Annotated in this window: 32 protein-coding genes and 1 pseudogene; 19 read left to right on the top strand and 14 right to left on the bottom strand. The window is 44.6% G+C overall.

What is annotated here, in order from left to right; all coding sequences use genetic code 11:
- Window positions 1–72: 72 nt before the first annotated feature.
- The 3 genes from LAY41_RS06980 to LAY41_RS06970 all read right to left on the bottom strand — a co-directional run bounded on the left by LAY41_RS06980 (window position 73) and on the right by LAY41_RS06970 (window position 1,936).
- On the bottom strand, window positions 73–1,356 hold the full coding sequence (locus tag LAY41_RS06980) for an aspartate aminotransferase family protein (RefSeq protein WP_249095684.1): 1,284 nt from the start codon (window positions 1,354–1,356) through the stop codon (window positions 73–75).
- An 83-nt stretch (window positions 1,357–1,439) separates the two neighbouring features.
- Entirely contained in the window at window positions 1,440–1,703 is a 264-nt protein-coding gene (locus LAY41_RS06975; protein ID WP_249095682.1) for a Txe/YoeB family addiction module toxin, read from the bottom strand.
- A complete protein-coding gene (locus LAY41_RS06970; RefSeq protein ID WP_249095680.1) occupies window positions 1,700–1,936 on the bottom strand; it encodes a type II toxin-antitoxin system Phd/YefM family antitoxin in 237 nt (78 codons plus the stop codon). Before LAY41_RS06970 ends, LAY41_RS06975 begins: the two co-directional genes overlap by 4 nt.
- Before the next feature lie 275 nt (window positions 1,937–2,211).
- Between LAY41_RS06970 and LAY41_RS06965 the strand changes: the two genes are divergently transcribed.
- On the top strand, window positions 2,212–3,804 hold the full coding sequence (locus LAY41_RS06965; protein ID WP_249095677.1) for a cation:proton antiporter: 1,593 nt from the start codon (window positions 2,212–2,214) through the stop codon (window positions 3,802–3,804).
- Window positions 3,805–3,993: 189 nt separating this feature from the next.
- Here LAY41_RS06965 and LAY41_RS06960 read toward each other — a convergent pair whose 3' ends face one another.
- Window positions 3,994–4,668, bottom strand: a complete 675-nt coding sequence (locus LAY41_RS06960) for a potassium channel family protein (protein WP_249095675.1) — start codon at window positions 4,666–4,668, stop codon at window positions 3,994–3,996.
- Window positions 4,669–4,758: 90 nt separating this feature from the next.
- On the opposite strand from LAY41_RS06960, the gene LAY41_RS06955 reads away from it, so the two are divergent.
- The 5 genes from LAY41_RS06955 (at window position 4,759) to LAY41_RS06935 (ending at window position 9,579) form a co-directional block, all read left to right on the top strand.
- The gene (locus tag LAY41_RS06955) at window positions 4,759–5,853 is read left to right on the top strand and encodes a potassium channel family protein (protein ID WP_249095673.1); all 1,095 of its coding nucleotides are present in this window, start codon (window positions 4,759–4,761) and stop codon (window positions 5,851–5,853) included.
- A gap of 333 nt (window positions 5,854–6,186) precedes the next feature.
- Window positions 6,187–8,574, top strand: a complete 2,388-nt coding sequence (locus LAY41_RS06950; protein ID WP_249095671.1) for a galactose oxidase-like domain-containing protein — start codon at window positions 6,187–6,189, stop codon at window positions 8,572–8,574.
- Window positions 8,575–8,687: 113 nt separating this feature from the next.
- Window positions 8,688–8,918, top strand: coding sequence for an addiction module protein (locus LAY41_RS06945; protein WP_249095668.1), 231 nt, complete (start codon window positions 8,688–8,690; stop codon window positions 8,916–8,918).
- On the top strand, window positions 8,915–9,205 hold the full coding sequence (locus tag LAY41_RS06940; RefSeq protein ID WP_249095666.1) for a type II toxin-antitoxin system RelE/ParE family toxin: 291 nt from the start codon (window positions 8,915–8,917) through the stop codon (window positions 9,203–9,205). The genes LAY41_RS06945 and LAY41_RS06940 overlap by 4 nt, the downstream gene beginning before the upstream one ends.
- 119 nt (window positions 9,206–9,324) lie before the next feature.
- Window positions 9,325–9,579, top strand: coding sequence for a BrnA antitoxin family protein (locus LAY41_RS06935; RefSeq protein ID WP_249095665.1), 255 nt, complete (start codon window positions 9,325–9,327; stop codon window positions 9,577–9,579).
- Window positions 9,580–9,588: 9 nt separating this feature from the next.
- Here LAY41_RS06935 and LAY41_RS06930 read toward each other — a convergent pair whose 3' ends face one another.
- Window positions 9,589–10,092, bottom strand: a complete 504-nt coding sequence (locus tag LAY41_RS06930) for a helix-turn-helix domain-containing protein (protein ID WP_249095663.1) — start codon at window positions 10,090–10,092, stop codon at window positions 9,589–9,591.
- Between the two features lie 173 nt (window positions 10,093–10,265).
- Here LAY41_RS06930 and LAY41_RS06925 point away from each other — a divergent pair, with 173 nt between their 5' ends.
- From LAY41_RS06925 to LAY41_RS06915, 3 genes are read left to right on the top strand one after another with little or no spacing between them, the layout of a single operon-like run.
- Window positions 10,266–10,454 carry a hypothetical protein gene (locus LAY41_RS06925; protein ID WP_249095661.1) on the top strand — a complete coding sequence of 63 codons (189 nt, stop codon included), beginning with the start codon at window positions 10,266–10,268 and terminating at the stop codon, window positions 10,452–10,454.
- Complete coding sequence (locus LAY41_RS06920; RefSeq protein WP_249095658.1) at window positions 10,451–11,068, top strand: DUF6232 family protein; 618 nt, start codon at window positions 10,451–10,453, stop codon at window positions 11,066–11,068. The genes LAY41_RS06925 and LAY41_RS06920 overlap by 4 nt, the downstream gene beginning before the upstream one ends.
- A gap of 52 nt (window positions 11,069–11,120) precedes the next feature.
- Complete coding sequence (locus tag LAY41_RS06915) at window positions 11,121–11,495, top strand: hypothetical protein (RefSeq protein WP_249095656.1); 375 nt, start codon at window positions 11,121–11,123, stop codon at window positions 11,493–11,495.
- A gap of 105 nt (window positions 11,496–11,600) precedes the next feature.
- Here LAY41_RS06915 and LAY41_RS06910 read toward each other — a convergent pair whose 3' ends face one another.
- The gene (locus LAY41_RS06910; RefSeq protein WP_249095654.1) at window positions 11,601–11,846 is read right to left on the bottom strand and encodes a UPF0175 family protein; all 246 of its coding nucleotides are present in this window, start codon (window positions 11,844–11,846) and stop codon (window positions 11,601–11,603) included.
- Between the two features lie 183 nt (window positions 11,847–12,029).
- Here LAY41_RS06910 and LAY41_RS06905 point away from each other — a divergent pair, with 183 nt between their 5' ends.
- Together LAY41_RS06905 and LAY41_RS06900 are read left to right on the top strand one after the other, a co-directional pair.
- The gene (locus LAY41_RS06905; RefSeq protein WP_249095652.1) at window positions 12,030–12,269 is read left to right on the top strand and encodes an antitoxin; all 240 of its coding nucleotides are present in this window, start codon (window positions 12,030–12,032) and stop codon (window positions 12,267–12,269) included.
- A gap of 111 nt (window positions 12,270–12,380) precedes the next feature.
- The gene (locus LAY41_RS06900) at window positions 12,381–12,683 is read left to right on the top strand and encodes a PIN domain-containing protein (RefSeq protein WP_338022952.1); all 303 of its coding nucleotides are present in this window, start codon (window positions 12,381–12,383) and stop codon (window positions 12,681–12,683) included.
- A gap of 86 nt (window positions 12,684–12,769) precedes the next feature.
- On the opposite strand, the gene LAY41_RS06895 is transcribed toward LAY41_RS06900, so the two are convergent.
- Complete coding sequence (locus LAY41_RS06895) at window positions 12,770–13,441, bottom strand: Uma2 family endonuclease (protein ID WP_249095648.1); 672 nt, start codon at window positions 13,439–13,441, stop codon at window positions 12,770–12,772.
- Window positions 13,442–13,540: 99 nt separating this feature from the next.
- Between LAY41_RS06895 and LAY41_RS06890 the strand changes: the two genes are divergently transcribed.
- Window positions 13,541–14,113 carry a Uma2 family endonuclease gene (locus tag LAY41_RS06890; RefSeq protein WP_249095647.1) on the top strand — a complete coding sequence of 191 codons (573 nt, stop codon included), beginning with the start codon at window positions 13,541–13,543 and terminating at the stop codon, window positions 14,111–14,113.
- Here LAY41_RS06890 and LAY41_RS06885 read toward each other — a convergent pair.
- A complete protein-coding gene (locus LAY41_RS06885; protein ID WP_249095645.1) occupies window positions 14,110–14,247 on the bottom strand; it encodes a hypothetical protein in 138 nt (45 codons plus the stop codon). The two genes, LAY41_RS06890 and LAY41_RS06885, sit on opposite strands and share 4 nt — an antisense overlap.
- A 196-nt stretch (window positions 14,248–14,443) precedes the next feature.
- On the opposite strand from LAY41_RS06885, the gene LAY41_RS06880 reads away from it, so the two are divergent.
- From LAY41_RS06880 to LAY41_RS06865, 4 genes are all read left to right on the top strand, one after another.
- Complete coding sequence (locus LAY41_RS06880; protein ID WP_249095642.1) at window positions 14,444–14,665, top strand: BrnT family toxin; 222 nt, start codon at window positions 14,444–14,446, stop codon at window positions 14,663–14,665.
- Window positions 14,628–14,906 carry a BrnA antitoxin family protein gene (locus LAY41_RS06875; protein WP_249095640.1) on the top strand — a complete coding sequence of 93 codons (279 nt, stop codon included), beginning with the start codon at window positions 14,628–14,630 and terminating at the stop codon, window positions 14,904–14,906. The genes LAY41_RS06880 and LAY41_RS06875 overlap by 38 nt, the downstream gene beginning before the upstream one ends.
- A gap of 362 nt (window positions 14,907–15,268) precedes the next feature.
- Window positions 15,269–15,487 (top strand): hypothetical protein, encoded by a 219-nt coding sequence (locus LAY41_RS06870; protein WP_249095639.1) that lies wholly within the window; start codon window positions 15,269–15,271, stop codon window positions 15,485–15,487.
- Complete coding sequence (locus LAY41_RS06865) at window positions 15,480–15,905, top strand: pepsin/retropepsin-like aspartic protease family protein (RefSeq protein WP_249095637.1); 426 nt, start codon at window positions 15,480–15,482, stop codon at window positions 15,903–15,905. The genes LAY41_RS06870 and LAY41_RS06865 overlap by 8 nt, the downstream gene beginning before the upstream one ends.
- Window positions 15,906–16,039: 134 nt before the next feature.
- On the opposite strand, the gene vap15 is transcribed toward LAY41_RS06865, so the two are convergent.
- The 3 genes and pseudogenes from vap15 to LAY41_RS32755 form a co-directional block, all read right to left on the bottom strand.
- Window positions 16,040–16,276 carry a type II toxin-antitoxin system VapB15 family antitoxin gene (gene vap15, locus LAY41_RS06860; protein ID WP_249095635.1) on the bottom strand — a complete coding sequence of 79 codons (237 nt, stop codon included), beginning with the start codon at window positions 16,274–16,276 and terminating at the stop codon, window positions 16,040–16,042.
- Window positions 16,277–16,396: 120 nt separating this feature from the next.
- The gene (locus LAY41_RS06855) at window positions 16,397–16,543 is read right to left on the bottom strand and encodes a hypothetical protein (RefSeq protein WP_249095634.1); all 147 of its coding nucleotides are present in this window, start codon (window positions 16,541–16,543) and stop codon (window positions 16,397–16,399) included.
- A gap of 44 nt (window positions 16,544–16,587) precedes the next feature.
- Window positions 16,588–16,713 (bottom strand): annotated as a pseudogene (locus LAY41_RS32755) (NACHT C-terminal alpha/beta 1 domain-containing protein); the annotation flags it as partial.
- Between the two features lie 203 nt (window positions 16,714–16,916).
- On the opposite strand from LAY41_RS32755, the gene LAY41_RS06850 reads away from it, so the two are divergent.
- Together LAY41_RS06850 and LAY41_RS06845 are read left to right on the top strand one after the other, a co-directional pair.
- Window positions 16,917–17,987 carry a ParA family protein gene (locus LAY41_RS06850; RefSeq protein ID WP_249095631.1) on the top strand — a complete coding sequence of 357 codons (1,071 nt, stop codon included), beginning with the start codon at window positions 16,917–16,919 and terminating at the stop codon, window positions 17,985–17,987.
- Entirely contained in the window at window positions 17,971–18,720 is a 750-nt protein-coding gene (locus tag LAY41_RS06845; RefSeq protein WP_249095629.1) for a HEPN domain-containing protein, read from the top strand. Before LAY41_RS06850 ends, LAY41_RS06845 begins: the two co-directional genes overlap by 17 nt.
- Window positions 18,721–18,868: 148 nt before the next feature.
- Here the strand turns inward: LAY41_RS06845 and LAY41_RS06840 are convergent, their stop codons facing one another.
- From LAY41_RS06840 to LAY41_RS06830, 3 genes are all read right to left on the bottom strand, one after another.
- Entirely contained in the window at window positions 18,869–19,075 is a 207-nt protein-coding gene (locus LAY41_RS06840) for a glycogen debranching protein (protein WP_249095627.1), read from the bottom strand.
- 29 nt (window positions 19,076–19,104) lie between these two features.
- Entirely contained in the window at window positions 19,105–19,599 is a 495-nt protein-coding gene (locus LAY41_RS06835) for a GNAT family N-acetyltransferase (RefSeq protein WP_249095625.1), read from the bottom strand.
- A 223-nt stretch (window positions 19,600–19,822) separates the two neighbouring features.
- Window positions 19,823–20,992, bottom strand: a complete 1,170-nt coding sequence (locus LAY41_RS06830) for an RNA polymerase sigma factor, RpoD/SigA family (RefSeq protein WP_476726976.1) — start codon at window positions 20,990–20,992, stop codon at window positions 19,823–19,825.
- A 948-nt stretch (window positions 20,993–21,940) separates the two neighbouring features.
- On the opposite strand from LAY41_RS06830, the gene priA reads away from it, so the two are divergent.
- Window positions 21,941–24,532: a primosomal protein N' gene (gene priA, locus LAY41_RS06825; protein ID WP_249095620.1), complete on the top strand. Its 2,592-nt coding sequence runs from the start codon at window positions 21,941–21,943 to the stop codon at window positions 24,530–24,532.
- Window positions 24,533–24,750: the final 218 nt, after the last annotated feature.

Raw genomic sequence — 24,750 nt, 5'->3', positions numbered from 1 at the left:
AGGTATGTAGTTGCGCTTTAGCGCTCTTTAAGATAGCGCTAAAGCGCAACAACGTACCAAATATTTAAACTGTTAGGCAATTGCTGATGAGAACGCCCGCTCAAGTGCTTGCAGTGCTATATCGATTTCCCGCTCAGTTACAATCAGCGGTGGCACAAATCTGAGGACTTTGGGGCCAGCCGGAACGAGCAACAAACCTTCAGCCATCGCCGCTTTCACCACATCAGCTGAAGTTAGTTCGATGTCTGCTTTCAACTCCATACCGTCGATCAAACCCCAACCGCGCACCTCAGCAATTAAGTTAGGATATTTGGAGGCGATCGCTCTCAATCCAGATCTTAATTGTTCCCCTCTCTCCTGCACGTTTTGCAGAATGTTCTCGCGTTCTAAAGTTTGACAAACCGTGAGAGAAACTGCACAAGCAAAAGGATTCCCGCCGTAGGTGCTAGCATGATCCCCAGGCCCGAAAACATCGCAGAACTTCTTACATAGAGTAGCGCCGATCGGGATACCGCCGCCCAATCCCTTCGCAGAAGTGAAGATATCCGGTTCAATTCCCAGATTCTCATATCCCCAGAACTTGCCGCTGCGCCCCATACCCACTTGCACTTCATCCAGAATCAGGAGAATGCCGGTTTCATCGCAAATTTGGCGTAGCTGCTGGAAGTATTCCACATCTCCCGGACGAACACCGCCTTCACCTTGCAAAGCTTCCATGAGAATGGCGCAAACCCGTCGATCTCCGGTATCCAAGTCGGCGATCGCATTTTTCACCGCCTCAATATCGTTGTAGGGAACATAGTCAAACCCCGGCATTAACGGGTCGAAGTTCTTCTGGTACTTCGGCTGACCCGTGGCTGTAATCGTCGCCAGCGTGCGACCGTGGAAACTGGCGTGCGCCGTCAAAATTATCGGCTTTTTAATTCCCAAGACCGTGTGGGCGTATTTCCGAGCCAATTTAATCGCCCCTTCATTCGCCTCTGCACCGGAATTGCAGAAAAATACGCGATCGGCACAAGAATGTTCGATCAACCATTTAGCCAATTCGCCCTGCACGGGAATGTAATACAAATTAGAAACATGGTGCAGCGTCTTGATTTGGCGAGTCACCGTTTCCACCAAAGCTGGGTGGGCGTGTCCCAGAGTACAAGTGGCAATTCCAGCCACAAAATCCAGATATTCGCGCCCATCGGTATCCCAAACCCGACAACCTTCGCCCCGTTCCAAAGCGAGGGGAAATCGTCCGTAGGTTGTCATCACGGAATGGTCAAAGCTGGCGGGATCGAATACGCCAGACATAACTGGTGCCGACTCTGCGGGTATAGTGGGATTCTCAACTAGAGTTTCAATGCTCACTGACTCAATCCTTATATTTAAACTTCTTTTGAAAGCTGTTGCATTGGATTATGAGACACCGGTCTTATTTTACCATAAAATCGCTATTCATAATGCGTCCACATCCGCAAAATTTTCACCGTATTTTCAGATTCAATCACCTCGTACACAAGACGATGTTGAATGTTGATTCGCCTCGAATATGCACCCTCCAAATCTCCCACCAATTTCTCGTAGGGGGGCGGATTCTCAAACGGATTGACTTGAAGGATGTCTAGTAAAGTTTGTGCTTTATCTCGTAAATTACTAGAAGCCAGCTTATAAGCATCTTTCTGAGCTTGTTTGGTGTATACCAGATCCCATCTCACCAATCCAACTCCCGCACACACTCCTCGATCGGCTTTGCTAGTCCTTCCCGAATCGATTCTCGCATCCCTGGAATTGAGAGAAGATAGAGTGTTTCCTGCACCGATGTCCAATCGGCTTCAGACAATAGCACGGCATTGTTACCCTGTCCTGTAATAACTATCGGTTGATGTGACTGGCTTACCGAATCGATTAAATCCTGCAACTTCTGTTGAGCTTCACTGACTGGGATCATAATAATTTTGTCTTGCTAGATCGTGTTTGCTGACTATAGCCACTCTCCCCCGACCCCTCTTTGATCGGGAGAGGAGAGTAAGACCTCTGCCCCCACCCCTCTTTTGGAAGGAGAGGGTAAAACTTTTTGCGCTTCCCTTGCTCTTAACGGGGTTAGAGGGCTAAGTTCTTTATTACTGAATCGGTGTTCTAGCAGCATATAGAAATAACCTAAACCTTATGTACGGTATTGTATCCCCAGGCAAAGTCGTCGGATTGTGCTTTCCGCAACAATTTATGTTAGCAAGTTTAAACGCTACAGGCCAAGCGCATCAAGGAAAGGTTGCGGAGTTAGTCACCATTCTGATTATTCTTCTGTTGGTTGCTACGGCTGTTGCTTTACTGTCCCGTCGCTTTCGCGTCCCTTATGTTACGGGTTTGGTATTAGCGGGCTTAGCAATCACCGAACTATTACCTCGTCGCATCGGACTGGATTCTTCGTTGATTTTAAATCTCTTTTTACCGATTCTGCTGTTTGAGTCGGCTATCAATACCGATATCAGTCGCCTGCGAAGTACGATTAAACCGATCGTACTTCTAGCTGGGCCCGGTGTAGCGATCGCTTCTGGAATCACTGCGCTACTCCTAAAACTAGGGCTGGGGCTAGCGTGGATACCCGCACTGCTGACCGGAACGATCCTCGCCATTACCGATACGGTTTCAGTGATTGCCGTCTTTAAAGAGGTTTCTGTACCGCCCCGACTTTCCACAATTGTAGAAGGGGAAAGTCTATTTAACGACGGTGTAGCCCTCGTTCTCTTCAGTTTAATTTTGAAAGTTCATTCAACAGGTTCGGTAACTTTTTTGGAGGGAATTCAAGATCTGTTTGTCGTGATTGTCGGAGGCACTCTCGTCGGGCTAGCCTTGGGTTATTTAAGTACGGGTTTATTTGTCCGTTCCGAAGATCCTCTCAGCAGTATTTTACTAACGGTAGCGATCGCATTAGGAGCCTATCAAGCTGGAGAATTTCTGAGTGTTTCGGGTGTAGTTGCTGTGGTTGTAGCTGGGTTAATGGTGGGAAATCTGGGGATTTCTCGCAGCGTATCAGCTTCCAGTCGAATCACTTTGTTGAGCTTTTGGGATTATGCCGGTTTTGGTGTAAATACATTTATTTTTCTCCTGATTGGTTTAGAAATAGATTTGATCACTTTCTGGAAGACTTTGCCAGCAGTTATGTTGGCAATTATGGCTTATCAAGTCGGGCGATTTGTCTGTGTTTATCCCTTGTTGGCTGCGGTGCGTTTGTTCGATCGTCCCATTCCGTTCCGTTGGCAGCACGTTTTGTTTTTCGGTAACATCAAAGGCTCTCTTTCAATGGCTCTTGCCTTCAGTTTACCTGCAACAATACCAGGACGAGAGGAGCTAATCGCGTTAGTATTTGGTAGCGTGCTGTTATCTCTGGTAGGACAAAGTTTAAGTTTGCCTTGGCTGGTGCGAAGATTGAAGCTAACTCAATTTTCCGAGTTTCGTCAGCAAACAGAGGAATTGCAAGCTCAGTTGATGACTGCTAAAGCAGCTCAAGATGAATTGGATAGTTTATTGAAGGCAGGAGTTTTACCGAAATCTGTTTATGAAGAAATGCGATCGCCTTATCAAGTAAAAGTTGCCGCATCTGAAAAAGCACTGCGAGATATTTATAATCGCCGTCCAGAGGAATTCACGGCAACTGATAGCGATCGCATAAAACTTGATGCTATTCGTCGGCGTTTGTTACTAGCAGAAAAAGGAGCCTTAACCGACGCCCTGCGTAAGCGAATTTTATCAGAAGAAATCGTGCGAAGCAGGATACAGACGATTGATGAGCAACTGTTGAAATTAGAGGATGATTAGAGATAATCTGAAAAGTAGATTTTGGATATTTTTTACCGCAGATGAATGCAGATAAACGCAGATAAACGCAGATAAATCCTGATGTTACTGGATGTGGTCAAAACCCGTTGGTAGATTTTTTCTGGTTTCCTCCTGCCCCCTAGCCCCTCTTCCCTTTCCCCCTCTTCCCCTAGCCCCTAGCCCCTCTTACTAACACCCTTCGATAAAATCAATCATTTGATGTAATACTCCTGGTTTCGTCACAATTAGCACTGTTGAACCGGACTCTAACACGGTACTGCCGTTGGGAATTTCTAAATCCATTTGGGGATGAGGTTGATAACCAATAATGAGAGAACCTGTGGGGAAGCGGGGGTCTTGAGCGATTTCGGCAATGCTACGACCAACTACGTTGCATCGTCCTGCAATAGATAACTTTAAAACCTCGATTTGACCCTGCTCAAAGTGCATCATCGATTCCACTTGCGGATACTCGATCGCATTTACCATTGTGGAAACCGCTAGATCGATCGTACTGATGATATGGTGTGCCCCAGCAAAGCGTAGCGGTTGTTCAAAATCGCGATGACGCATCCGGCTGACAATGTGGGAGGCTCCGTAGTGCTTGGCAAGCGTCACTATTGCCAAATTTAAAGCATCGCTCCGCAATACAGCCGCCACAGAGTCGGCTTTCCTAATTCCTGCTTCCAGCAACACCTCTGTACTCACGGCGCTACCTTCAAAAGCCATTGCTCCCACTTGTTCGCGAGCATAACGACAGGCGTTAGGATCTATATCAATCACGGCGACAGTATGCCCAATTTCTACCAGCTTCTGCGCCAAATTTAGTCCGACCAGTCCGGCTCCACCAATTAATACATACATTCCTGACCTCCTTTACTATCTGATTGAATATAGTTATTGGTATTCTGCCGTTGTGTATTATCGAACTCTTTACCAAAAGCTGTTACTTACGTGAGCCCACGCGCTTCATTCGACTCTCAATCAGACATAGAACGCAAGTACAAACGCCTCCGACAGGAGTTGATTATAGGTGCGATCGCACTCGCCTGCGTTTTCCTGATCGGCACACTGTGGTATCGTTTCGTCGAGGGATGGCGTTGGCTGGATTCGGCTTACATGACGGTAAGCACTCTAGCTACCGTTGGTTTTGGAGAGATTAATCCTTTAGGCGATCGCGGACGGCTGTTTACCATCATACTGATCGCGATGGGAGTAATCAGCATCGGCTATATCGTTAACCGCTTTACAGAAGCCCTAATTCAAGGCTATTTTCAAGAAGGAAGACGACTTCAACAACAGCGACGTTTAGTGGAATCTCTCTCGGAACACTACATTCTTTGTGGATTTGGACGCACCGGGCGTCAGATTGGCATGGAATTTCAGGCGGAAGGCATCCCTTTTGTGACGGTGGACTTGAATCTGGAATCTGTCCAGGCTGCACAACAGATGGGTTATATTGCCATGCAAGGGGATGCGACTCTAGATGATACTTTGCTCAGGGTGGGCATTGAACGGGCAATCTGTTTAGTGGCGGCGCTACCCTCAGATGCAGAAAATCTCTACACTGTCCTCTCAGCAAAGACGCTCAATCCTAAAATAAGAGCGATCGCTCGCGCCAGTACGGAGGAAGCCGTCACAAAGCTGCAAAGAGGCGGTGCTGATGCCGTCGTATCCCCCTACATCACTGGCGGCAAACGCATGGCTGCGGCAGCTCTCAGACCGCAAGTAATGGATTTTGTGGATGGGATTCTCACGGGAACCGATCGCGCTTTTTACATGGAGGAATTCCGACTAGATGCGGATGCTTGTCCTTATGTAGGTCAAAGTTTAAGGGAAGCACGGTTGCGATCGCAATCCGGTGCCTTAGTTCTCGCCATTCGTCGCGCCGACGGCACTCTGATTGGTGGCCCAACCGGCGAAACCTTATTACTCTCCGGCGATGCGATGATCTGCATGGGTACAGCAGATCAACTGCGCGACCTCAACCAAATTCTCGGCCCGATCGGTTCTAAAGCTAAAGCACTTCGATTGCCAAAACATACTTAGAAATGCTTTGGCCAAAAATGGGCGGACACGAAATTATTAGAAGGATTCTGGAGGGGTGTGGTGTTTACACCCTTTGTCGAATTTCGTCTAATCTAGCCCTGAATTGAAGTTAGCACTGCAAAAGCTGCAAGTATGCCAAAAGCTGTTTCCTTCCTTTCTGCCAGAAGAATAGCTATTGCAGTATCGAGGAAGCGATCGCACAAAATACGGCCCGATCGCTTTCAAGGCACGACCTCTATTTGTTGGGAAAAATTGGTAACCTCAGCTAAGAATATTATAACACAAAAGTGTTATATTTAGGTTATTTAAGTTTATCCAAATCTTAACAAACTTATGGCAACCGACTTGATACCAGTTCCCAATTGGTTCTCCTGGGAAAACCAAGGTGCAGACATAGCAATTGCCGACATCGATGGCGATGGAAGACCAGATTTAATTATCTTCCAAATCGATAACCCTCCTAATGCCAATCGTGGGCTTTATCGCATTGGTCGCAAACTAGATGAAAATGGCCTTGTCACAGGTGGATGGAGTGACTGGATCGAAATTCCCGGTTGGCAATCCTGGGAAAATCAAGGTGTAGGCATCGCAATTGCCGACCTCGATAATGATGCAAGACCGGAATTAATCGTATTTAAAGTTGATAGTCCACCTAATGTAAATCGCGGACTTTATCGCATTGGGAAAAAGTTAGATAAAAATGGTATAGTCACAGGCGGTTGGAGTGAATGGATCGAAATTCCCGGTTGGCAATCCTGGGAAAATCAAGATGCCAGCATAGCAATTGCCGACTTAGATAATGATGGCAGACCGGAATTAATTGTCTTCCAAATTGATAATCCAGACAATGCAAATCGGGGACTTTATCGCATTGGTCGCAAACTCGATGAAAATGGTATAGTCACAGGCGGATGGAGTGACTGGATAGCAGTAGATTGGTTTTCTTGGGAAAATCAAGGCGCAAGTATTGCAGTTGCCGACCTCGACGGCAATGGACGCCCAGAATTAATCATCTTTCAAATAGATAACCCCCCCGGAGTTAATCAGGGATTTTATCAAATTGGTTGGAATCTCGATACCGCTGGCAATGTGACCGAAGGTTGGAGTCCTTGGGTGCCAGTTCCATTATTTTCCTGGGAAAATCAAGGTGCAGGCATTGCAGTTGCCGACTTAAAAGGTAAGGGACGGCCTGAATTAATCTTCTTCCAAATCGACAACCCGCCGCAACTAAATCAGGGATATTATCAAGTTCTAGACCTGAATCTCGACCTTGATAAAGCCGCTAATCAAGGCTTATGGAGATTATTACCTTATAATTCGCAACTATTGGCAGTTCACGCTGCTGTTTTGCCTACCAACAAGGTGTTATTTTTCTCAGGTTCTGGCAACAATCCTGCCAATGCCAACAACAATTTCCGCAGCGTTGTCTGGGATTATCAAAAAGGTACATTTTTTACTCCCCAAACTCCCGTAGATTTCTTCTGTGCTGGACATTCTTTTCTGTCAGACGGTTCTCTTTTGGTCGCAGGTGGAACAAAACAATATGACTTCGGACATCCATTTTTTGGATTGAGAGATGCTTTTATTTTTGATGCCTTTGCGGAGAAATGGAAACCTCTACTGCAAATGAAAGGAGGTCGCTGGTATCCAACTCTTGTAACTCTGGGTGACGGTCGAGTTTTAGCTGTTTCTGGACTAGGAGAAGATGGCAATCTCAATTTAATCCCAGAAATTTATTCCCCGCAAACAAATACTTGGACGGCTTTTGGACAAAATACCAGTCAATTGCCGATGTATGCACACCTTTTCCTGTTACGTGATGGCAGGATTTTCTATGCTGGTGGTCAATACGGCAATAACAATGAGGTGACACCACGGTTATTAACTTTGCCAACAAATCCGACGCAACCTATCACAGAAGTAGAAGTACCTGGGTTAATCGGTCACCTGGAACAAGAACACCGGAATCAATCTGCTAGTGTAATATTACCACCTGCACAAGAACAACGAGTAATGCTGATAGGTGGTGGTGCGTTTGAGGGTGGAAATCATCATGCAGTTGAGGCACATAAGAAGGTGAATATTGTTAATTTAACTGCGGCTAATCCAACTTATCAAGCAGCAACACCTTTGAATTTTGCTCGAATGCACCTTAATGCTGTGTTGTTACCCGATCGCACTGTGTTTGTTTGCGGTGGTAGTAGCTTGAATGAATCGCGGGTACAAGCAACTTTGGCAGCAGAAATTTACAATCCTGTCACGAATACTTGGACAATAGCAGCAACTTCGAGAGTGGAGCGATTATATCATTCGATCGCACTACTTTTACCTGATGGTAAAGTAATTACAGCCGGGTCAAATCCAGCGCGAACTGATGATGAACTGCGTCTGGAAATGTATTATCCGCCGTACCTATTTAAAGGCGCAAGACCAATAATTCAAAACGCTCCACAAGAGTTAAAATATGGTAGTAATTTTGATATCCAAACACCGCAAGCTGGGGATATTCAATGGGTAAGTTTGATTAAACCTGGATCGACTACTCATTCTTTTAATACAGGACAAAGACTGGTGGATTTAGAGTTTAGTCTCGGTGTTGCTGGTAGTCTAAAAATAAAGGTTACGAATGAGCCGAATGTAGCACCACCGGGCTGGTATATGTTGTTTATTATTGACCGCCGTGGAGTGCCTTCAGTGGCGAAATGGGTTCAATTGAAGTAGATTTTGGGGTGGGCATTGCCCACCTTACTGCTAAAATGGTTACTAACCCAAGGCGTTTGCCAGTCCAAATTATTGTTATACTGTGAGCAGGTTTTAACACGCAGCAGAGAACTATGTTGTCAATTGAGCAACTAACAGAGGAAATCCTGTCTTTACCTAGTGCTTCGAGAGCATTTTTGGCAGAGAAGATAGTGGAAAGTTTGGAATTCGATACCGATCCAGAAATTCAAACAGTTTGGGTGACAGAGGCGAAGAAGCGACGTGATGAAATTCGCGATGGAGATGTTCAACCTATTCCTGGAGAAGAAGCTTTAGCTCAAGTTAGACAACTGCTTGAACAATGAAGTATGTATTTCATCCTGAAGCACTAACTGAGTATGCTGCGGCTGTTCAGTACTATGCTGAACAGCGTGCTGAGGTCGCCCAAGCATTTATTGATGCAGTTGAAGATGCAATCTACCGAATCAGAGAATCTCCTACTCGTTGGAGCATAATTGATGAAGAGGTTCGACGATGTTTGACGCGCAAGTTTCCCTACGGAATTCTCTATACAATTGAGCAGGATTACATTCTTATTCTGGCTGTTATCCATTGCAGTCGGAAGCCTGGATATTGGAAAAATCGCAAATAGCAGAGTAGGGATTGGAATGCTTGATGGGCGTGTTGTGGTTGTAGTTTTCACAGAACCAAACGAGGAAACAGTCCGAATTATTTCACTTCGCAAAGCACTGCCTTCTGAACGAAAATTCTATGAACAATACCTCAAGAACGAACTGGGAGAAAGTTGATTCACTTACGGAGGAGGATATTGATATATCTGATATTCCTCCATTAACTGAGGCGGTTTTCAGTAAGTCACGGTGGTGGAAACCTGTCACGTCATTGAATGTTCTTGTGCAAGTAGATCCTGACACATTGGCTTGGTTCCAAACTCAGGGTGAAGATTATGGAAAGAAAATGGCTGCGGCATTGCGGATTTATGCAGAAGCTCACAAGGCATTGTAAAGTGCAGACTTATCCTTCCGAGTTCACCTGCTTAACTTTCTCCAACGCTAGCCCTAGAGTATCTGCAATTTGCTCATTACTCAAGCCAATCTGTTGTAACTTAGCAACCATTTCAATCTTGGCTTGATACTTGGCTTGCTCAAAGCCAGAAGTCTTATCCTGACTTTCATCTGGAGTAGCAGTGGGTTTATCGGAGCAAAGATTTATATAGCCAATTATATTGCTATTACCAAAAGTATTACCCCAAATATTTAAATTTCCTTGCCGTTCTAAGACAGATTTAAGATTACCTTTATCAACGGCTTCACCAAAGGCATCAGATAACATTTGCAAAAGTTCGTAACCCACATCTTTAACGTGACCTTCTGTAAGACGATAATTATCTGCAATTTCAGAATACTTCTGTCGCTTTAGCATCCCCTCGATAATTGCACGCTGCAAGTCATTGAGATGTTTTCCTGTTTTGTCATATAAAGCATTGTCTACAAATTGCAATACCTCGCGAATGTCCATTTGCATGGATGTGAGAGAACTGTGGTTATTCTACCCGACTTTATCCGTCTAAATCCGACTTTTACCGTAGAGTTAGCAAGATCCGTCTTTTTCCGCTTTTCAGACTTCGGGCAAACAGTCTAGTATCGTGAGTAGGAAATTTATGGAGAGCAACTTCCCCGGAGGAGATAGCCGTGAGTGAAGGAAACTGGTTTCTTGCAGGCTTTGCTGAGATAGGCTCTCAGTTTGCTAGAGTGTTAAGCTCCGATGATGCTGATGGTAGTAATTCCGGGGAGTCTGAGGGGAGAAGCACAGACGGAGGCAATCCGATTCTGGAAGCCTTTGCTGAGATAGGCTCTCAAGTTGTGGGAGTGTTCAAATGAAAGCTGGTCAGTCGTTACAATCACAACTGCATCAACTTCTACTTCTACCTCAAGTTCTACCTCAAGGGAGCAGCGATTCAGACAATAAGGTTAAGCCAATCACGACACCCCTGTTGAAAATAGTTAACAACACGGTAGTATTTGATAATACACTATACCAAATACGAAATATATCCACTGTTGCATTGGCTGACCTTACAGAGACATACGCGATTAATCAATCTGTGCCAGAGTGGTATTGGTTCTTACTCGCACTCGGACTTATTTTGCTGTTCTACTATGGTCTTGGTATTTTGATACTGATTATTGTGGGTTGTTTCTTTTGGGAGCATAAGAATTTGCAAAAAAGTCGGACAGTGGAGCAGTACGGGTTAAGAATTAGGATGAACTCAGGTGAAGAAGTAATTCTTGCTAGCAAAAGTAAAGATTTCGTCCTGACTATCGTTTTAACCTTATACAACATTATGAATTCTGATGAACCGAAGGCTATCGAGTTCAATTTTGATACTCTTAAGATCGATCGAATTGAAGACAAATCCATCAGCATTGAGAAAAACTATGGGTCTACTGTTATTTCTGGACAAGTTACAGGTGATGTAGTTAACAACATCTAACTTTGTCAGAGAATCGAGATATTTACAGGTCTTGTATTACAGGAAAAAACAAATGACGGAAAAGTCAACTAATGCACGTGATGTTGTAGGCAGCGTTATTTCAACTGGTTATGTTGGGGGCAGTATTTCTGTTAATAGTATTAACAAACTCACAAATGAGGAAAAACAAAATTTGGCTGAAGCATCTGCCGAAATTCAGCAGCTTTTAGCTCATTTATCCCAAACTTACCCAACGACAACGATCGTTGAGAAAGCAAATATTGCTGCAAAGGCTATGGAAGAAATCGAGAAAAAACCTGATACGAAAGCCAAGATCGTTAAAGCCTTGAAAACAGGTGGTGTAGCAGCCCTAATGGAGCTTACAAATAATCCTATTGTCAAAATCTTGACTCCCATGCTTGAGAGTTTATTAGAAGACAGTCAGTAATGTCGTGAAATAGCTCGATAATCAGGTTTGCGATCGCCATGTCTGCTATATTTCAGATGTACCAGTTTGGCGGGGGAATGGCATCAGCTATTCCCCCGCAGCCTATCACAGCAAACCCATTGATTGTAATGTTTTCACATCCGATTGAAAATCCTCTACATCATAATTGATGCAAAGCTCCCGTTTTGCTAATTCATGTTGAAACTCAATTACTGTCAACTTAGTCCAGGCGCGGACTTTGCCACTACTGATTTTCTCTTGCTTGTACAGCATGATGGCAATTTCTAGCTTTAACTCATCCTCAGTCATCTTGGTTGCTTGGAGGATGTCATTAGGGATTACGACGCTCATTAGTTTTTGTTGGAGGAAATTGAGTTTTCCTAATTCAATTATAATTCAACCGATCGCCTACCCATAACAAGATTTTATCATAATTTAAAATAAGGTGAGCATTGCCCAACCTACTCCCGCTCTTTTTAGTCCCGATCGTGGTAAAGTTTGGTAAAATAATTAGGACTTCAAGGAAATTGCTTCATGCCAAACTTACGTCACGTTTACCTCTTACGGGATGGGCAAGCGCAAGTCCTAACCATTCCCCAGGAATTTACTCTATCCAGCACAGAAGTTTTGTTACGCAAAGAAGGAAATCGATTAATCATCGAACCGATTTCTTCTGGTTCTCTCTTGTCACTGCTCGCTACTTTGGAAGATATTCCAGAGAACTTTCCGAATGTGGATGAAGGGCTACTGCCACTTGATGATATTACGCTTTAATCCTGCCCAATGACCTATAAATATTTGCTCGATACCAACATCATTTCAGATTTGGTAAGACACCCTCAAGGTTTGGTGTTTCAGCATATCGAAGCCGTAGGTTAAAACTGCATTTGTACCAGTATAATTGTGGTGTGCGAACTGCGATTTGGTGCAGCTAAAAGCGGCTCTCTCCGTCTTATTCAGCAGCTAGAACGCATCTTTGAAGTGTTGCCTATTTTGTCTCTCGATTCTCCTGTGGATCGGCACTATGCGGCAATTCGTAGACACCTAGAGCAAGCAGGAACACCCATCAGCCCTAATGACTTACTGATTGCTGCCCATGCCTTAGCCCTTAACCTGACGCTTGTTACAGCAAATGTGCGTGAATTTGGGCGCGTACCAGCCCTAAGCTTAGAAAATTGGTTAGTTTGAGGGCATACATTTGGGTGATAATTCTTGGGTGAAGTATCACTAATAAGATTGAGTTGTCCTAATTCAATTATAATTCAATCGATCGCCTACCCAAATACAACACCACGATAAATTTCTGCGATCGCTAATTCAATCCCAACTGACTGCAACGGAATCGATCGGCCCAAGTCATTAAAATCACTGAGCAACCAACCTTGTTCTTGCTTACTATAGCGTTCTACAAAAGGTTCATCTTGCTCAACTAATAAATATTCCCGAAAACTGGGAATCGATCGATACATCCGAAACTTACTTTCGCGATCGTAGTCTGCTGTTGAAGGAGATAGCACTTCTACAATTAGAATGGGATTCAAGACTTCATCAGTGCGATCGCCATTTAATTGCGGTTCACCTTCAAAAACCATCACATCAGGATATACTCCCCGTCGATAATCGGGAATCCACAATCGCAAATCGCTGTTAATTGGCTCGAATGCAGTCTCTCGGAGTAGATAGGTAAAATAGGTCAACATATTCCGACCGATGCGGCTGTGGTTGAGCGATCCTCCGGGCATAGGTACAATTTCTCCATCACGATATTCGCTGCGTCCTTCTGCTTTTGCTTCGATCGCGCGATATTCTTCCAAACTATAGCGGCGCTCGACGGTGGTAATCATGGTTCGTAATCGATCGCGTTGGCTGTAAAGCAATAACATCATTTTATCATAGATTTGGGTGTGCGGTGAAGTTGGCGCGATCGGGAAGCTAGAATCAATCATCTATGATTTTGAACCCTTACGCATAAACAGTGATATTTTGGAGTCGTTTAAATTAGAGTATGATAATATTTACATATTATCCACAATGGAGAGCTAAATATGCTAATACAAACCAAAACCAGTTACTATACTCCAGAAGAATATTTAGCCTTAGAGGAAGTAGCCGAAATTAAAAGCGAATACCTTGATGGAGAAATAGTACCAATGACAGGTGGAACTGCCAATCATAATCAAATTTCATTGAACTTAGCGATGCAGTTGCGGTTAGCTTTGAAAGGGCAATCATATCGAGTATTTATCAACGATATGCGGCTGTGGATACCGCGCAACCGCCGCTATACCTATCCCGATGTCATGTTAATTGCAGGTAGTCCGATTTTTACTGATGATAGCAATACCACTGTCACCAATCCGAGCGTAATTGCAGAAAGCTTATCAAAATCAACTCAGGATTATGATAAAGGAGAAAAATTTGATGCCTATAGGTCAATTCCTGAATTACAAGAATATATCCTCATCGATCAATATAAAATTCATGTGATCCAGTACCGCAAAACTCCTGATGGCTGGCTGTTAACTGAGTCTCAATCCGTTGATGCAGTTTTGTCGCTGTCTTCAGTAAATTTGCAAATTGCCCTCAGTGAAATTTACGACTTAGTTGAGTTTGATTAAAAGCATCGATCGCGATCGCCAGGATTTGTTACAGTCTGAAGTTGAGATGCGATCGCGTAGCGCTGCTTCAGCAGTATCGCGTTAGGATAGCGTACCGTAAGCGATCGCAGATCCCGATCGAGTATCCGAGGCAAACATCAGCAGACAGGCTTTCTGCAACAAGGAGATCAGGCTGTAGCATTGAGATATGCGAATGCCGTTCGTCAGCTACGCTAAAGCCTGGGCAGAATGCACGATAATAGAGGCAGCCTAATTAGCATTTCCAGATTTTCATGCAGTTTGAGTGGGATGAAGCGAAGAATCTAGAAAATATTCGCAAACATGAGATTGATGAAAGCAGATGTCTCTGAGATGTTTGATAGTCCAATGCTAATTGAGCTAGACGATCGTTTTGATTACGGCGAAGACCGTTGCTTCGGTATCGGTTTCCTCGGTAACGGCATAGCGGTTGTTGTTTGGACAGAACGGCAGAATAACGTGATTCGGATCATTTCAGCACGAAGGGCAAATCGATATGAGCGCCAAAGACTTGAGCAATACCTCTCGTACTAATTGGACAGCACTGGAGGCGATGGAAGATGAAGGGATTGATTACTCTGACATTCCACCGTTGACGGAAGAGTTTTTTGAGAAGGCTACTTTAAGAATTCCCGCGTCTCAAGCACAGCGCCTAGTTCAGATCGATCCAGATGTTTTGAAGTGGTTCCAAGCTCAAGGCGGAGAATATAAAGCTTTAATCAACTCGGTCTTGCGTCGTTACATAGAAGGCGGTGGCGAGCAGTCAGCAGTATAACAACCCCAATGCAGGGGACGGACGAAAGCCCCCAACCTTCTAAAACCGAAACCAGAAGAGTTGACAGAAAACTTATCCTGTGCTGAGATGGCAGTGCTGAACGATCGCGTAGCGTTGCGTCAGTAGTATCGCGTTAGGATAGCGTACCGTAGGTGAAATGTACTTAAAATATCCTTCTGTGGATTTGGGGCAGTGGTATTTTTTGATTAGTTGTAGGTAAATATGGTTGGCGGGGTTATTGGGGTTATCGAATTTCCTGCGATTCCCTACGAGACGCTACGCGATCGATGCAGAGGAGTTAGAGGGTTTGGTGAAATCCTTGGGGTAGTGCTAAGATACAAAAATAAATTCAAGGTTGTTGTATGTCAAATCCTGAATTATTAACACAACTTCGGCAGTTATCTCGTGCTGATAAATTTCAATTGCTCCAGTTTTTAACGGCTGAATTGGCGAAAGACGAAGGAATTATCATCGGTAATGAAGCCGCCGAAATTATTGGTGCAGTGCATACATCTCATCTGGCAGCAGAACAACTAATGAAGTTACTAGAAATAGAACAGAAGCAAACTCAAAATGTTTAATGCTAGGCGATATCCTTTTCAACCTAAACGAGATGAGTTTGGTGTTTTAGCTAATGTTCCGTATTTGCCTTTAACACTAACTTATCAAAATCGTTCTGTTGATGTTATGGGTTTACTGGATACAGGAGCTAGTATTAATGTTTTGCCGTATAATATTGGGTTACAATTAGGAGCAATTTGGGAAGAGCAAAGATTTTCTGTTACTTTAGCGGGTAATTTAGCAAGTGCTGAAGCAAAGGGGTTATTAGTTTTGGCAACAGTAGGGGACTTTGAGCCAGTTCAGTTAGCTTTTGCTTGGACTAATGTGAATAATATTCCGATTCTTTTAGGAAGAACTAATTTTTTTACTGAGTTTGATGTTTGTTTTTATGGGTCACAATTAGCGTTTGAAATCTATCCTAAATTTAAGGAGAGTTGAGATTGTCAAGTTTCTAAAATAGTGCGTTGTAACTGATAACTTGCACGCTTTATCAGAAACCGGATTTCTTGCTGAGATTAACTAATTCTTTGCCAATCAAGAAGCTAATCCAAAGATTCGTGTCTATAATTACTTTAATGGGCTGGTTTTCTGGCATAAATTTCGCTTCTGACTGCTTCCACTTCTTCAGCAATGGTTTCTAAGGAGAGTTCATCAGTTTTGAATGACTCTAAAAGGGCTGTTAATTTACTGTTTAATACTTCTTTTTCAAGTTCTTGGCTTAATTGCAATTTTTCTGGATATGGCAATTGTTTGACCAAGGCTAACACTTGCTCAAAGTTTAGGGAAAGTTGATAGTTGGCTAGAGTCATTTTTCGTTACGCTTAGGGTTTGTCAATATTTTACCTCAAATTTTGGGTTTGAGGGTAGCTTCACCTTTCTAAAATCGTGCGTTTAGTTCGATCGCGTAGCATTGCTTCAGCAGTATCGCGTTAGCATAGCGTACTGTAGGCGATCGCAGATCCCGATCGAGTTGAAGAAGCCAACATCAGCAGACAGGCTTTCTGCGACAAGGAGATTGCACTGCCGAAAGCGCAGGCTCTAGCATTGAGATATGCGATCGCGTGGGCAGTAGACACAACGGCTTTTGTGCAGGAATTCGACCCCAAGTAATCCGAAAAGCCTACGACAAGCTCAAGGCGATCGCGTTTTCGTAGAAAATGAGGACGGGGTGTTTATCCCACTCTAGGAATTGCCAGTAGATTTTGAGTTCCGTGAGAGTGCGGGGCGTCCCTTCTGTGGATTTGGGGCAGTGGTGTTTTTTTGACCAGTTGCTTCTTTGATGTCGGCGGCGGGGTTATGAGGGTCTGTAAAGCAAACTAACGTCAATGACGCGAAGAGCGATCGCGGCATCGATGTTAAACTTATGGTAAAAGGCGAAATAATTCTTCGCCTTATGAGTCCTGTTTTGGATAGCCAGCGATCGCGACATTTACAAAAAGGCTTGATGCAATGGTTCAGAAAATTGCCTTATTCAACCATAAGGGCGGGGTCAGTAAGACCACAACCACGTTTAACCTCGGCTGGATGCTTGCTTCCAAAGGAAAAAGAGTGATTCTTGTGGATACCGATCCACAATGTAACCTCACAGGCATGGCTTTGGGAGAAGAAACGGAGGATGATGAGGCGAGAATTCAAGAAATCTACAATACAACCTCAAATATAAAGACAGGACTGGCTCCCGCTTTTGAGTCACAACCCAGAGCAATTGAAGCTGTGGATTGTGTCCCAATACAAGGTAGGAATGATTTATTCCTTCTACCTGGTCATGTTGGTTTGGCTGAGTATGAAGTGACACTAGGTATTGCTCAAGAATTAAGTGGCTCAATTCAAACTCTGAAGAATTTACCAGGTTCTATCAATGATTTGCTTGAAAAGACAGCGACTAAGTTTAATGCAGATTATATGCTGATTGATATGAGTCCAAGCTTAGGTTCAATTAATCAGAATCTGCTGATGATAAGTGACTTTTTTTTAGTGCCTACTACTGCTGACTTTTTCTCCGTGATGGCAATCGACTCTTTGGCTAAGGTCTTGCCAAGATGGTATGCCTGGGCAAAGTCGGCAAGCTCGCTCCAAATCCTGAAAGAAGCAAATTATCCGTTTCCTGACATTACTCTACGTTTTTTAGGGACAATTGTTCAGAACTATCGAATCATTCGAGGCAAAGAAACTGCTGCTTTCCAAACCTGGATTGAGAAGATTGAGCAAACTGTTGCTAACAAATTGATTCCAACCCTACGCCAAAGCAATATGATGCTGCCAGACCAGGCTTACCGGGATCAGGGACTTAAAGACAGCCTCTCCCTTGCCAAGATTTCAAACTTTAACAGTCTGATTGCTCTGTCTCAAGAACATCGAACACCAGTTTATGCCTTAACGCCTCAGCAATTGGGACAAACAGGGATTGTCTTGAAGCAAAACCAGAAGAAGCAGGAAGAGTTTAGAAAAACTTTTTCAGACTTGGCAGATAAAATCATTGCATTAAGTTCAGAAAGCTCCGTATATGCAGTCAGCGCTTGACCAATTTCGTATTAGCATTGGTCGCGTCCGAGACCTAATTGCCCTTCATAATTCCGTTAAAGCTCAAGCTACTGGTGCGCTAGATGTGTCAGATATGCTACGAGCCGCGCTAGTTCTTGCAGTGAGCGCGTTGGATTATTACGTGCATGAGGTTGTGACATTAGGAATGTTAGAAATTCATAGAGGACAACGTTCGGAACCAACGCCTTCAGCAAATACTACTCAGTCAGCATTCTCACGTTTTCAAGTGTCGTTGGGTGGTGCTCGTCAGGAGCGATTAGCGGCGATTGATATTGCCTCATGGCTTGAAACTGAAATTGAACAAACTCACGGTTATGCTTTTCTCCAACAATCCTATACGGTTGCAGCCTTAATCCCTGCAATATCAAATAGCGTTGTGAATAGGCTGAATAATGCCTCTTGGTTGGAGGACGAGATTAGGGAACGTCTGGGATATCAGAGTTTCCAGCAAGCAGACAAAATTGCTGATGCAATCAGATATATTTCTGACAAAAAGTTGTGGGATGAGGTGGCTAATAAGATAAGCAGACCAGCAAAAGATATTAAGCAACAACTCAATTCGATAGTTGATCGCAGAAATAAGATTGCTCATGAAGCTGATATAGATCCAACTTTTAACATCGGAAATCGATGGTATATTGACGAGGTGCTTGTTGGCGATGCAGTTGACTTTATTGAGCAGATCGTTGAGAGCATTCATCAAGTTCTGTGAATATAAAGTATAGTACAAACAAGCTAACAACGCATTGGAGCGGACGTGGGGAGTCTTCTCGCTGACGGGGTGACAACCCCGTCAAAAGCAAGAGTGCGATCGCACTGTGTGCCTGTAGCCCCACCATGAGAGGGTGAGGCTATTATCATCAATCCAACTTCAGTGAATTCACAGGTACTTCATCCCAAGAAGTAACCTTTCTTAAACGCGCAACCCAACCAGCCGATTTCTGAACATCAGTCAAATTACTTTCAAAAGATTCATGGCAATCTTTTGCTTGATCTTCATTGCAAGTAGCAATACAAGAATAGATTAGACCTGATGGATCGATTTGTTCGTTCACCCAAATATTCATAATGTGTCATCAACTGAAATGTTCTTAGATCAAGATTTTACGCCAGATGCCAAATTTGTAAGCTGTTCGCCAGTAACGCGACAAATCCGCCAGTCTGGTAAAACAGTAGCACCCATGCGACGATAAAATGCGATCGCAGTTTCATTCCAATCCAGCACACTCCACTCCAAACGCCCACAATCCCTATCCACAGCCAACTTAGCCAGATGCGTCAGCAACGCCTGACCAATACCTTTACCCCGATATTCCGGTAAAACAAATAAATCTTCCAAATAAATACCGGGTTTAGTCAAAAAAGTCGAATAATTGGGAAAAAATAGCGCAAATCCAACCGTTTCCCCAGCTAACTCTGCCAAAATCGCTTCCGCATAAGGATGGGAACCAAACAGATGAGACTCCAAAGAAGCCACATCGCCAGTGACGGCGTGGGATAGCTTTTCATATTCAGCCAGCGCTTTAATCAAATGAAACAGGTTCTTAACATCTGCTGGCGTCGCCGATCGTACAATCAATTCAGAAGACATCGTTCAATTTTAGATTTTAGATTTTAGATTTGGCTACCAGTCATTCGCCGGGACAAACCTCACCCCCCTCACCCCCCTCTCCTCCAGAGGAGAGAGGGGGGGAGTATTTCTCCCCTCCCTGTTGCGGGGAGGGGTTGGGGGTGGGGTTCCACTGTCCCGGCGAATGACTAATAGCCTTAGATTTTAGATTACTTTTGAATCCAAAATCCAAAATCCAAAATTCCTACTTCAACCAACTTTTCAACTTCTGGGCAATTTGGGGACGGCGTAGTTTCCGCATCGCTTTGCTTTGGATTTGACGCACCCGCTCGCGTGATAAATTATACAAGCTGCCCACTTCTTCTAAGGTGCAGGGTTCGCTCGTTGTCAAACCATACCTTAGAGAGATGACATCTTTTTCTCTTGGGGTGAGTACATCACCCAATACATCTGAAATTTCCTGACGCATCATCGCGTCGCTCATTTGTTCTTCGGGAGATTGACTATCATTATCTTCCAAGAGATCTACAAGTTCTGTGTCTTCTTCTCTACCTACCCGATGGTTGAGGGAAAGCGATCGCCTCCGCAACTGCTGCAACTGGCGCAGGTGTTCCGGTGAAATTTCTAAAGCCTCTGCTATTTCCACTTCTGTGGGATTGCGGTGCAGCTTTTGCTTGAGATCCCGCTGGACTTTTTTGAGTTTATTTAATTTTTCGACAATATGAATCGGCAATCGCACTGTCCGCGCATCGTTCGCGATCGCCCTTGTAATAGCTTGGCGTATCCACCAATAGGCATAAGTAGAAAACTTATAGCCTTTGTCTGGATCGAACTTTTCGGTAGCGCGATTCAATCCCATCGCGCCTTCTTGAATCAAATCGAGGAATTGCACCCCCCTATTCAAATATCGTTTGGCGATCGAAACCACCAATCGTAGGTTAGAGCGAATCATCTTGCGTTTCGCCACTCTACCTTGATAGAGGCGATTTTCCAGCTGGCGTTCCGTCAATCCAACTGCGGCAGCTAATTCTACCGTTGTGGGTTGCCTTCCCCATTCGGCTTTCAAGCGTTTTTGCAGTTCCTCTATTTTGATCCAAAATTGGACGCGACGCGCTAACTCTATCTCTTCCTTCGGTTTTAGCAGCGGGTAACGGGCCATCTCTTTAAAGAAGGCTCCCACTGCATCATCTGAGTTCATTTTGCGATATCCTGTTAAGCGAGTTTCCGCCAACTCCTCAACTTGTTCATCTTCTAACAATGTAGCGTGCGCCTCATCGTTAGCTAAAACATCTTCCTCCAGTTCTGGATTCGCATCAGCCATATAATCGGAGTCGAGCGATAATGGCAAGATTTCCTTGATATCCAACTCAGAAATATTCATAGCTAAATCTTGTTCGTGTTTTGATAAAGACACAGTGTGAAAACCCCTGTTTTGCTTATACACGTCGATCGCATTTGCTTAAATTGCCCCGTGATTTGGCTTCAAGCTATACGGAACTTTTTTAAAACAATGAGTATATTTACCGATCTTACTACCTTAATATTGCCACTTTGCTAATTGCCGTTATACCTATCCTTGCAGCCGTTTCATCTCAGGCTTGGAAGAACATCTTCTTAGGCTACCGCAAGTTAATTTTTTCGTTGTTTCCCCTGCTACAAAAACCCTAAGACGATCTCAGCTTTAAGGGTCGAGCGGGATAAAATTCCCCAGCTTAAACCTCATCCCAGCGCTACAAAGAATGCTTTCTTCTTTTTTTGGCCTTCTGTGTCTCTCCATAGAAACACGGTAGAAAAAGTACTGAGCCAGCGGTCGATCTTCTATAGCATTATTCACAGAGCCGGTATCCTTAAAGTTTTGCCAATTTTTTGGATTGTAATCATAGCATCTCATATACTAAAAAAAATTACTCTCTATCAACAGGTGTAAAACAGATCTGATGCTTAAGATGGAAGTTCGTGTAACAATTCTTAAGTGTCGCAGTGACTTATTACTCCTGTCGGTTGATTTGTTCTCAAGACGCCCCCCCAATAGAAAGATTTGTTTGCCATAGCCAGCTAAAATAAACGAGTCAACCACAAATCGACCCCTACTCGCTTACTCGCTTCTCACCCAAAGAATACCTATCACCGAGGGCTAGAGTATCTCTTGAGCAGAGTAGCAGGGGAAAATATACATAATAGGTAATCTTCTTGCGGGAAGAAAGTAAGATGACTGATTTCCTTAGTTCCTAAGTTCCTGATTGTGTTATGCTCACTTTTCTTCATAATTTATTGATGTAAAGAGAATTTCGTTTTTCACAGTCAGGAATCACAAAAAGGGGTTTTTGACTCCAGGACTTTTTAAAGCTGGATATTTTGCCGTATGTCTACTCCCAGTTGGATTTTGTCAGATCTGGTATTAGCCGAGCCTGGGGCTTCCTATGAGACAAACTCGCCTCAAAACAGGTGGATTGAGGTGCTGGTAGATTCTCCGGGTACGCAGTCAGAGGCTCAAGACCGGGAAAACGCTCCGAGTCAGAAACTGTATACTTATAGGTTGCCGCCGGATTTGCAAGTAAGTCCTGGGGACATTTTGAGTGTGCCGTTTGGAGCCCAGCAGGTAGGAGCGATCGCTATTCGTCTGCTCGATCGGCCCCCGGCAGATTTACCATCCGAAAAAATACGGGATATTGAAGATGTCGTCACTCAAGGTTTTTTCCCACCTGCCTACTGGAATTTACTGAATCGACTTTCTCAGTATTATTACACAGCTCTGATGCAGGTGATTCGGATGGCACTGCCGCCCGGTTTGCTTTCGCGATCGTCTCGTCGCATTCGCCTAGTGCCAGAAGCTATTCCCCCAGGCGCAAATGCTTTCCTCAGTCCAACTGCTCGTCAGATTCTGGAACTCCTCCAAGCTTCAAAAACAGGAGACTATACCGCGCAGTACATCAATCGGCAAATCAGGGTATCTACGCGGGGACTGCGGGAATTACTGAGACGCGGTTGGGTGGAAAGTTACTTGGAAACACCCAGACACGCCCAACCAAAATTAAGACAAGCGGTGACGATGGTTTGTTCCGAGATGGGATTAGACCTCACCCCCCGTCAACAGGAGATTTTGACGGTATTGCAGCGCCGGGGAGGTGAGTTATGGCTAAACGAATTGGTGCAAATCTGCAACACCAGTAGCTCTACACTCAAGACTCTGGAGCAGAAAGGCTATATCGTTATTCAAGAGCGGGAAGTATTGCGGAAATTATCCGAACCGGCGGTAGCGGATGATCGACCCAAAGCTCTTACGCAGTGGCAAGCAGCAGCTTTAGATGTCATCACCAGTTTAGAAGGATTTGCTCAAGTGCTGCTGCACGGAATCACGGGTTCTGGGAAGACAGAGGTGTATTTGCAAGCGATCGCACCCATCCTAGAACGCGGACAGTCCGCCCTCGTATTAGTACCGGAAATCGGCCTCACACCCCAGCTAACCGATCGATTTCGCGCTCGGTTTGGTAACAAAGTTTGCGTTTATCACAGCGCCTTATCAGAAGGAGAGCGCTACGACACCTGGCGTCAAATGCTTACCGGCGAACCGCAAATAGTAATCGGTACACGCTCTGCCGTATTCTCCCCCTTACCTCACCTGGGTCTAATTATCTTGGATGAAGAACACGACTCCAGCTTCAAGCAAGATTCCCCAGCACCAACTTACCACGCCCGTACCGTCGCCCAGTGGCGTGCAGAATTGATAAACTGTCCCTTAATTTTAGGTTCTGCTACTCCCTCTCTGGAAAGTTGGTTGAGCGTCAGGAGTGGGGGAGTGGGGGAGCGGGGGAGTGGGGGAGAAATGACCAATCCCCAATCACCAATCACCAGTCCCCAATATTACCTTTCATTACCGGAGCGAATTAAATCGCGACCTTTGCCGCCAGTGGAAGTGGTGGATATGCGCTTGGAGTTGAGGGAAGGAAATCGATCGATTTTTAGCCGATCGCTCCAAGATGCCTTACAACAATTACAAGATGAAGGTAAACAAGGAATTCTCTTTATCCATCGGCGCGGACACAGTACATTTGTGTCTTGTCGCAGTTGTGGATATGTAATTGAGTGTCCTAACTGCGATGTCTCTCTGGCTTATCACCATACTGAAGAAAGAGCGCCAGAACTGCTGCGGTGTCATTACTGCAATTTTATTAGTTCACACCCGCGTTTCTGTCCTGAATGCAATTCTCCTTACCTGAAATTTTTCGGCAGCGGCACCCAGCGAGTCGAAGAGGAATTGAAAAAGCTATTTCCCCAGTTGCGCGTCATCCGGTTTGATAGCGATACCACCCGCACCAAAGGGTCGCATCGAACTCTGCTGACGCGATTTGCGAATGGAGAAGCTGACTTATTGGTAGGAACCCAAATGCTTACCAAAGGGTTGGATTTACCTCAAGTGACATTGGTGGGTGTCGTGGCGGCTGACGGATTGCTGCATTTCGCGGATTATCGAGCATCGGAGAGAGCTTTCCAAACTTTGACACAAGTGGCAGGTCGTGCTGGTCGCGGCGATGACCCAGGTCGGGTGATTATGCAAACTTATACTCCCGAACACTTCGTAATTAAAGCAGCTCGCAGTCACGACTATGAATCTTTTATCCAGGCAGAGTTGCAACAACGATCGCAACAGAATTATCCTCCTTACGGACGATTAATTCTGTTGCGCTTGAGTAGTTTGGATGCTGCTGAAGTTGAGGAAACTACTGAGTTGGTGGCAGCTGAGTTGCGTCCATCCGATGACAATCCCACAAGTTACGAGATCCTGGGGCCAGCACCTGCCAGTATCTTGCGGGTAGCGAATCGCTATCGATGGCAGATTTTGCTCAAATTTAGCAGCGAAACACTGCCTTCTTTGCCAGATTGGAGCGCGGTGCGATCGCTCTGTCCCCCCGGTGTCAGCTTGACAATTGACGTAGATCCCTTGAATTTCATGTGATGGGGACTGGGGATTTGCCTATTTTCGGGTCTTTCGGAATTATTATGCTAATGTTCACTCCTGTTCATTTTGCAGTAGGGGCACGGCATCATCAATATGTCGGTCATACAAAGATTTTAATGATGCCGTGCCCCTACCAATACTCCTGTTCATTTTGCAGTAGGGGCACGGCATCATCAATATGTCGGTCATACAAAGATTTTAATGATGCCGTGCCC

Source organism: Argonema galeatum A003/A1 (assembly GCF_023333595.1).
In the GTDB taxonomy this organism is placed as follows: Bacteria; Cyanobacteriota; Cyanobacteriia; order Cyanobacteriales; family Aerosakkonemataceae; genus Argonema; species Argonema galeatum.
The sequence above is the reverse complement of the archived record's forward strand: the minus strand, read 5'-3'. Positions and strand labels throughout refer to the sequence as shown.

Excerpts from the sequence above, each read along its gene's own strand:
- priA (WP_249095620.1), top strand. The coding sequence starts at position 21,941 with ATGTCTACTCCCAGTTGGATTTTGTCAGATCTGGTATTAGCCGAGCCT.
- LAY41_RS06850 (WP_249095631.1), top strand. The coding sequence starts at position 16,917 with ATGGTTCAGAAAATTGCCTTATTCAACCATAAGGGCGGGGTCAGTAAG.
- LAY41_RS06915 (WP_249095656.1), top strand. The coding sequence starts at position 11,121 with ATGACGGAAAAGTCAACTAATGCACGTGATGTTGTAGGCAGCGTTATT.
- LAY41_RS06870 (WP_249095639.1), top strand. The coding sequence starts at position 15,269 with ATGTCAAATCCTGAATTATTAACACAACTTCGGCAGTTATCTCGTGCT.
- LAY41_RS06895 (WP_249095648.1), bottom strand. The coding sequence starts at position 13,441 with ATGATTGATTCTAGCTTCCCGATCGCGCCAACTTCACCGCACACCCAA.
- LAY41_RS06835 (WP_249095625.1), bottom strand. The coding sequence starts at position 19,599 with ATGTCTTCTGAATTGATTGTACGATCGGCGACGCCAGCAGATGTTAAG.
- LAY41_RS06950 (WP_249095671.1), top strand. The coding sequence starts at position 6,187 with ATGGCAACCGACTTGATACCAGTTCCCAATTGGTTCTCCTGGGAAAAC.
- LAY41_RS06945 (WP_249095668.1), top strand. The coding sequence starts at position 8,688 with ATGTTGTCAATTGAGCAACTAACAGAGGAAATCCTGTCTTTACCTAGT.
- LAY41_RS06920 (WP_249095658.1), top strand. The coding sequence starts at position 10,451 with ATGAAAGCTGGTCAGTCGTTACAATCACAACTGCATCAACTTCTACTT.
- LAY41_RS06910 (WP_249095654.1), bottom strand. The coding sequence starts at position 11,846 with ATGAGCGTCGTAATCCCTAATGACATCCTCCAAGCAACCAAGATGACT.
- LAY41_RS06865 (WP_249095637.1), top strand. The coding sequence starts at position 15,480 with ATGTTTAATGCTAGGCGATATCCTTTTCAACCTAAACGAGATGAGTTT.
- LAY41_RS06930 (WP_249095663.1), bottom strand. The coding sequence starts at position 10,092 with ATGGACATTCGCGAGGTATTGCAATTTGTAGACAATGCTTTATATGAC.
- vap15 (WP_249095635.1), bottom strand. The coding sequence starts at position 16,276 with ATGACTCTAGCCAACTATCAACTTTCCCTAAACTTTGAGCAAGTGTTA.
- LAY41_RS06845 (WP_249095629.1), top strand. The coding sequence starts at position 17,971 with ATGCAGTCAGCGCTTGACCAATTTCGTATTAGCATTGGTCGCGTCCGA.
- LAY41_RS06905 (WP_249095652.1), top strand. The coding sequence starts at position 12,030 with ATGCCAAACTTACGTCACGTTTACCTCTTACGGGATGGGCAAGCGCAA.
- LAY41_RS06935 (WP_249095665.1), top strand. The coding sequence starts at position 9,325 with ATGAACAATACCTCAAGAACGAACTGGGAGAAAGTTGATTCACTTACG.
- LAY41_RS06880 (WP_249095642.1), top strand. The coding sequence starts at position 14,444 with ATGAAAGCAGATGTCTCTGAGATGTTTGATAGTCCAATGCTAATTGAG.
- LAY41_RS06960 (WP_249095675.1), bottom strand. The coding sequence starts at position 4,668 with ATGTATGTATTAATTGGTGGAGCCGGACTGGTCGGACTAAATTTGGCG.
- LAY41_RS06970 (WP_249095680.1), bottom strand. The coding sequence starts at position 1,936 with ATGATCCCAGTCAGTGAAGCTCAACAGAAGTTGCAGGATTTAATCGAT.
- LAY41_RS06940 (WP_249095666.1), top strand. The coding sequence starts at position 8,915 with ATGAAGTATGTATTTCATCCTGAAGCACTAACTGAGTATGCTGCGGCT.
- LAY41_RS06890 (WP_249095647.1), top strand. The coding sequence starts at position 13,541 with ATGCTAATACAAACCAAAACCAGTTACTATACTCCAGAAGAATATTTA.
- LAY41_RS06840 (WP_249095627.1), bottom strand. The coding sequence starts at position 19,075 with ATGAATATTTGGGTGAACGAACAAATCGATCCATCAGGTCTAATCTAT.
- LAY41_RS06875 (WP_249095640.1), top strand. The coding sequence starts at position 14,628 with ATGAGCGCCAAAGACTTGAGCAATACCTCTCGTACTAATTGGACAGCA.
- LAY41_RS06965 (WP_249095677.1), top strand. The coding sequence starts at position 2,212 with ATGTTAGCAAGTTTAAACGCTACAGGCCAAGCGCATCAAGGAAAGGTT.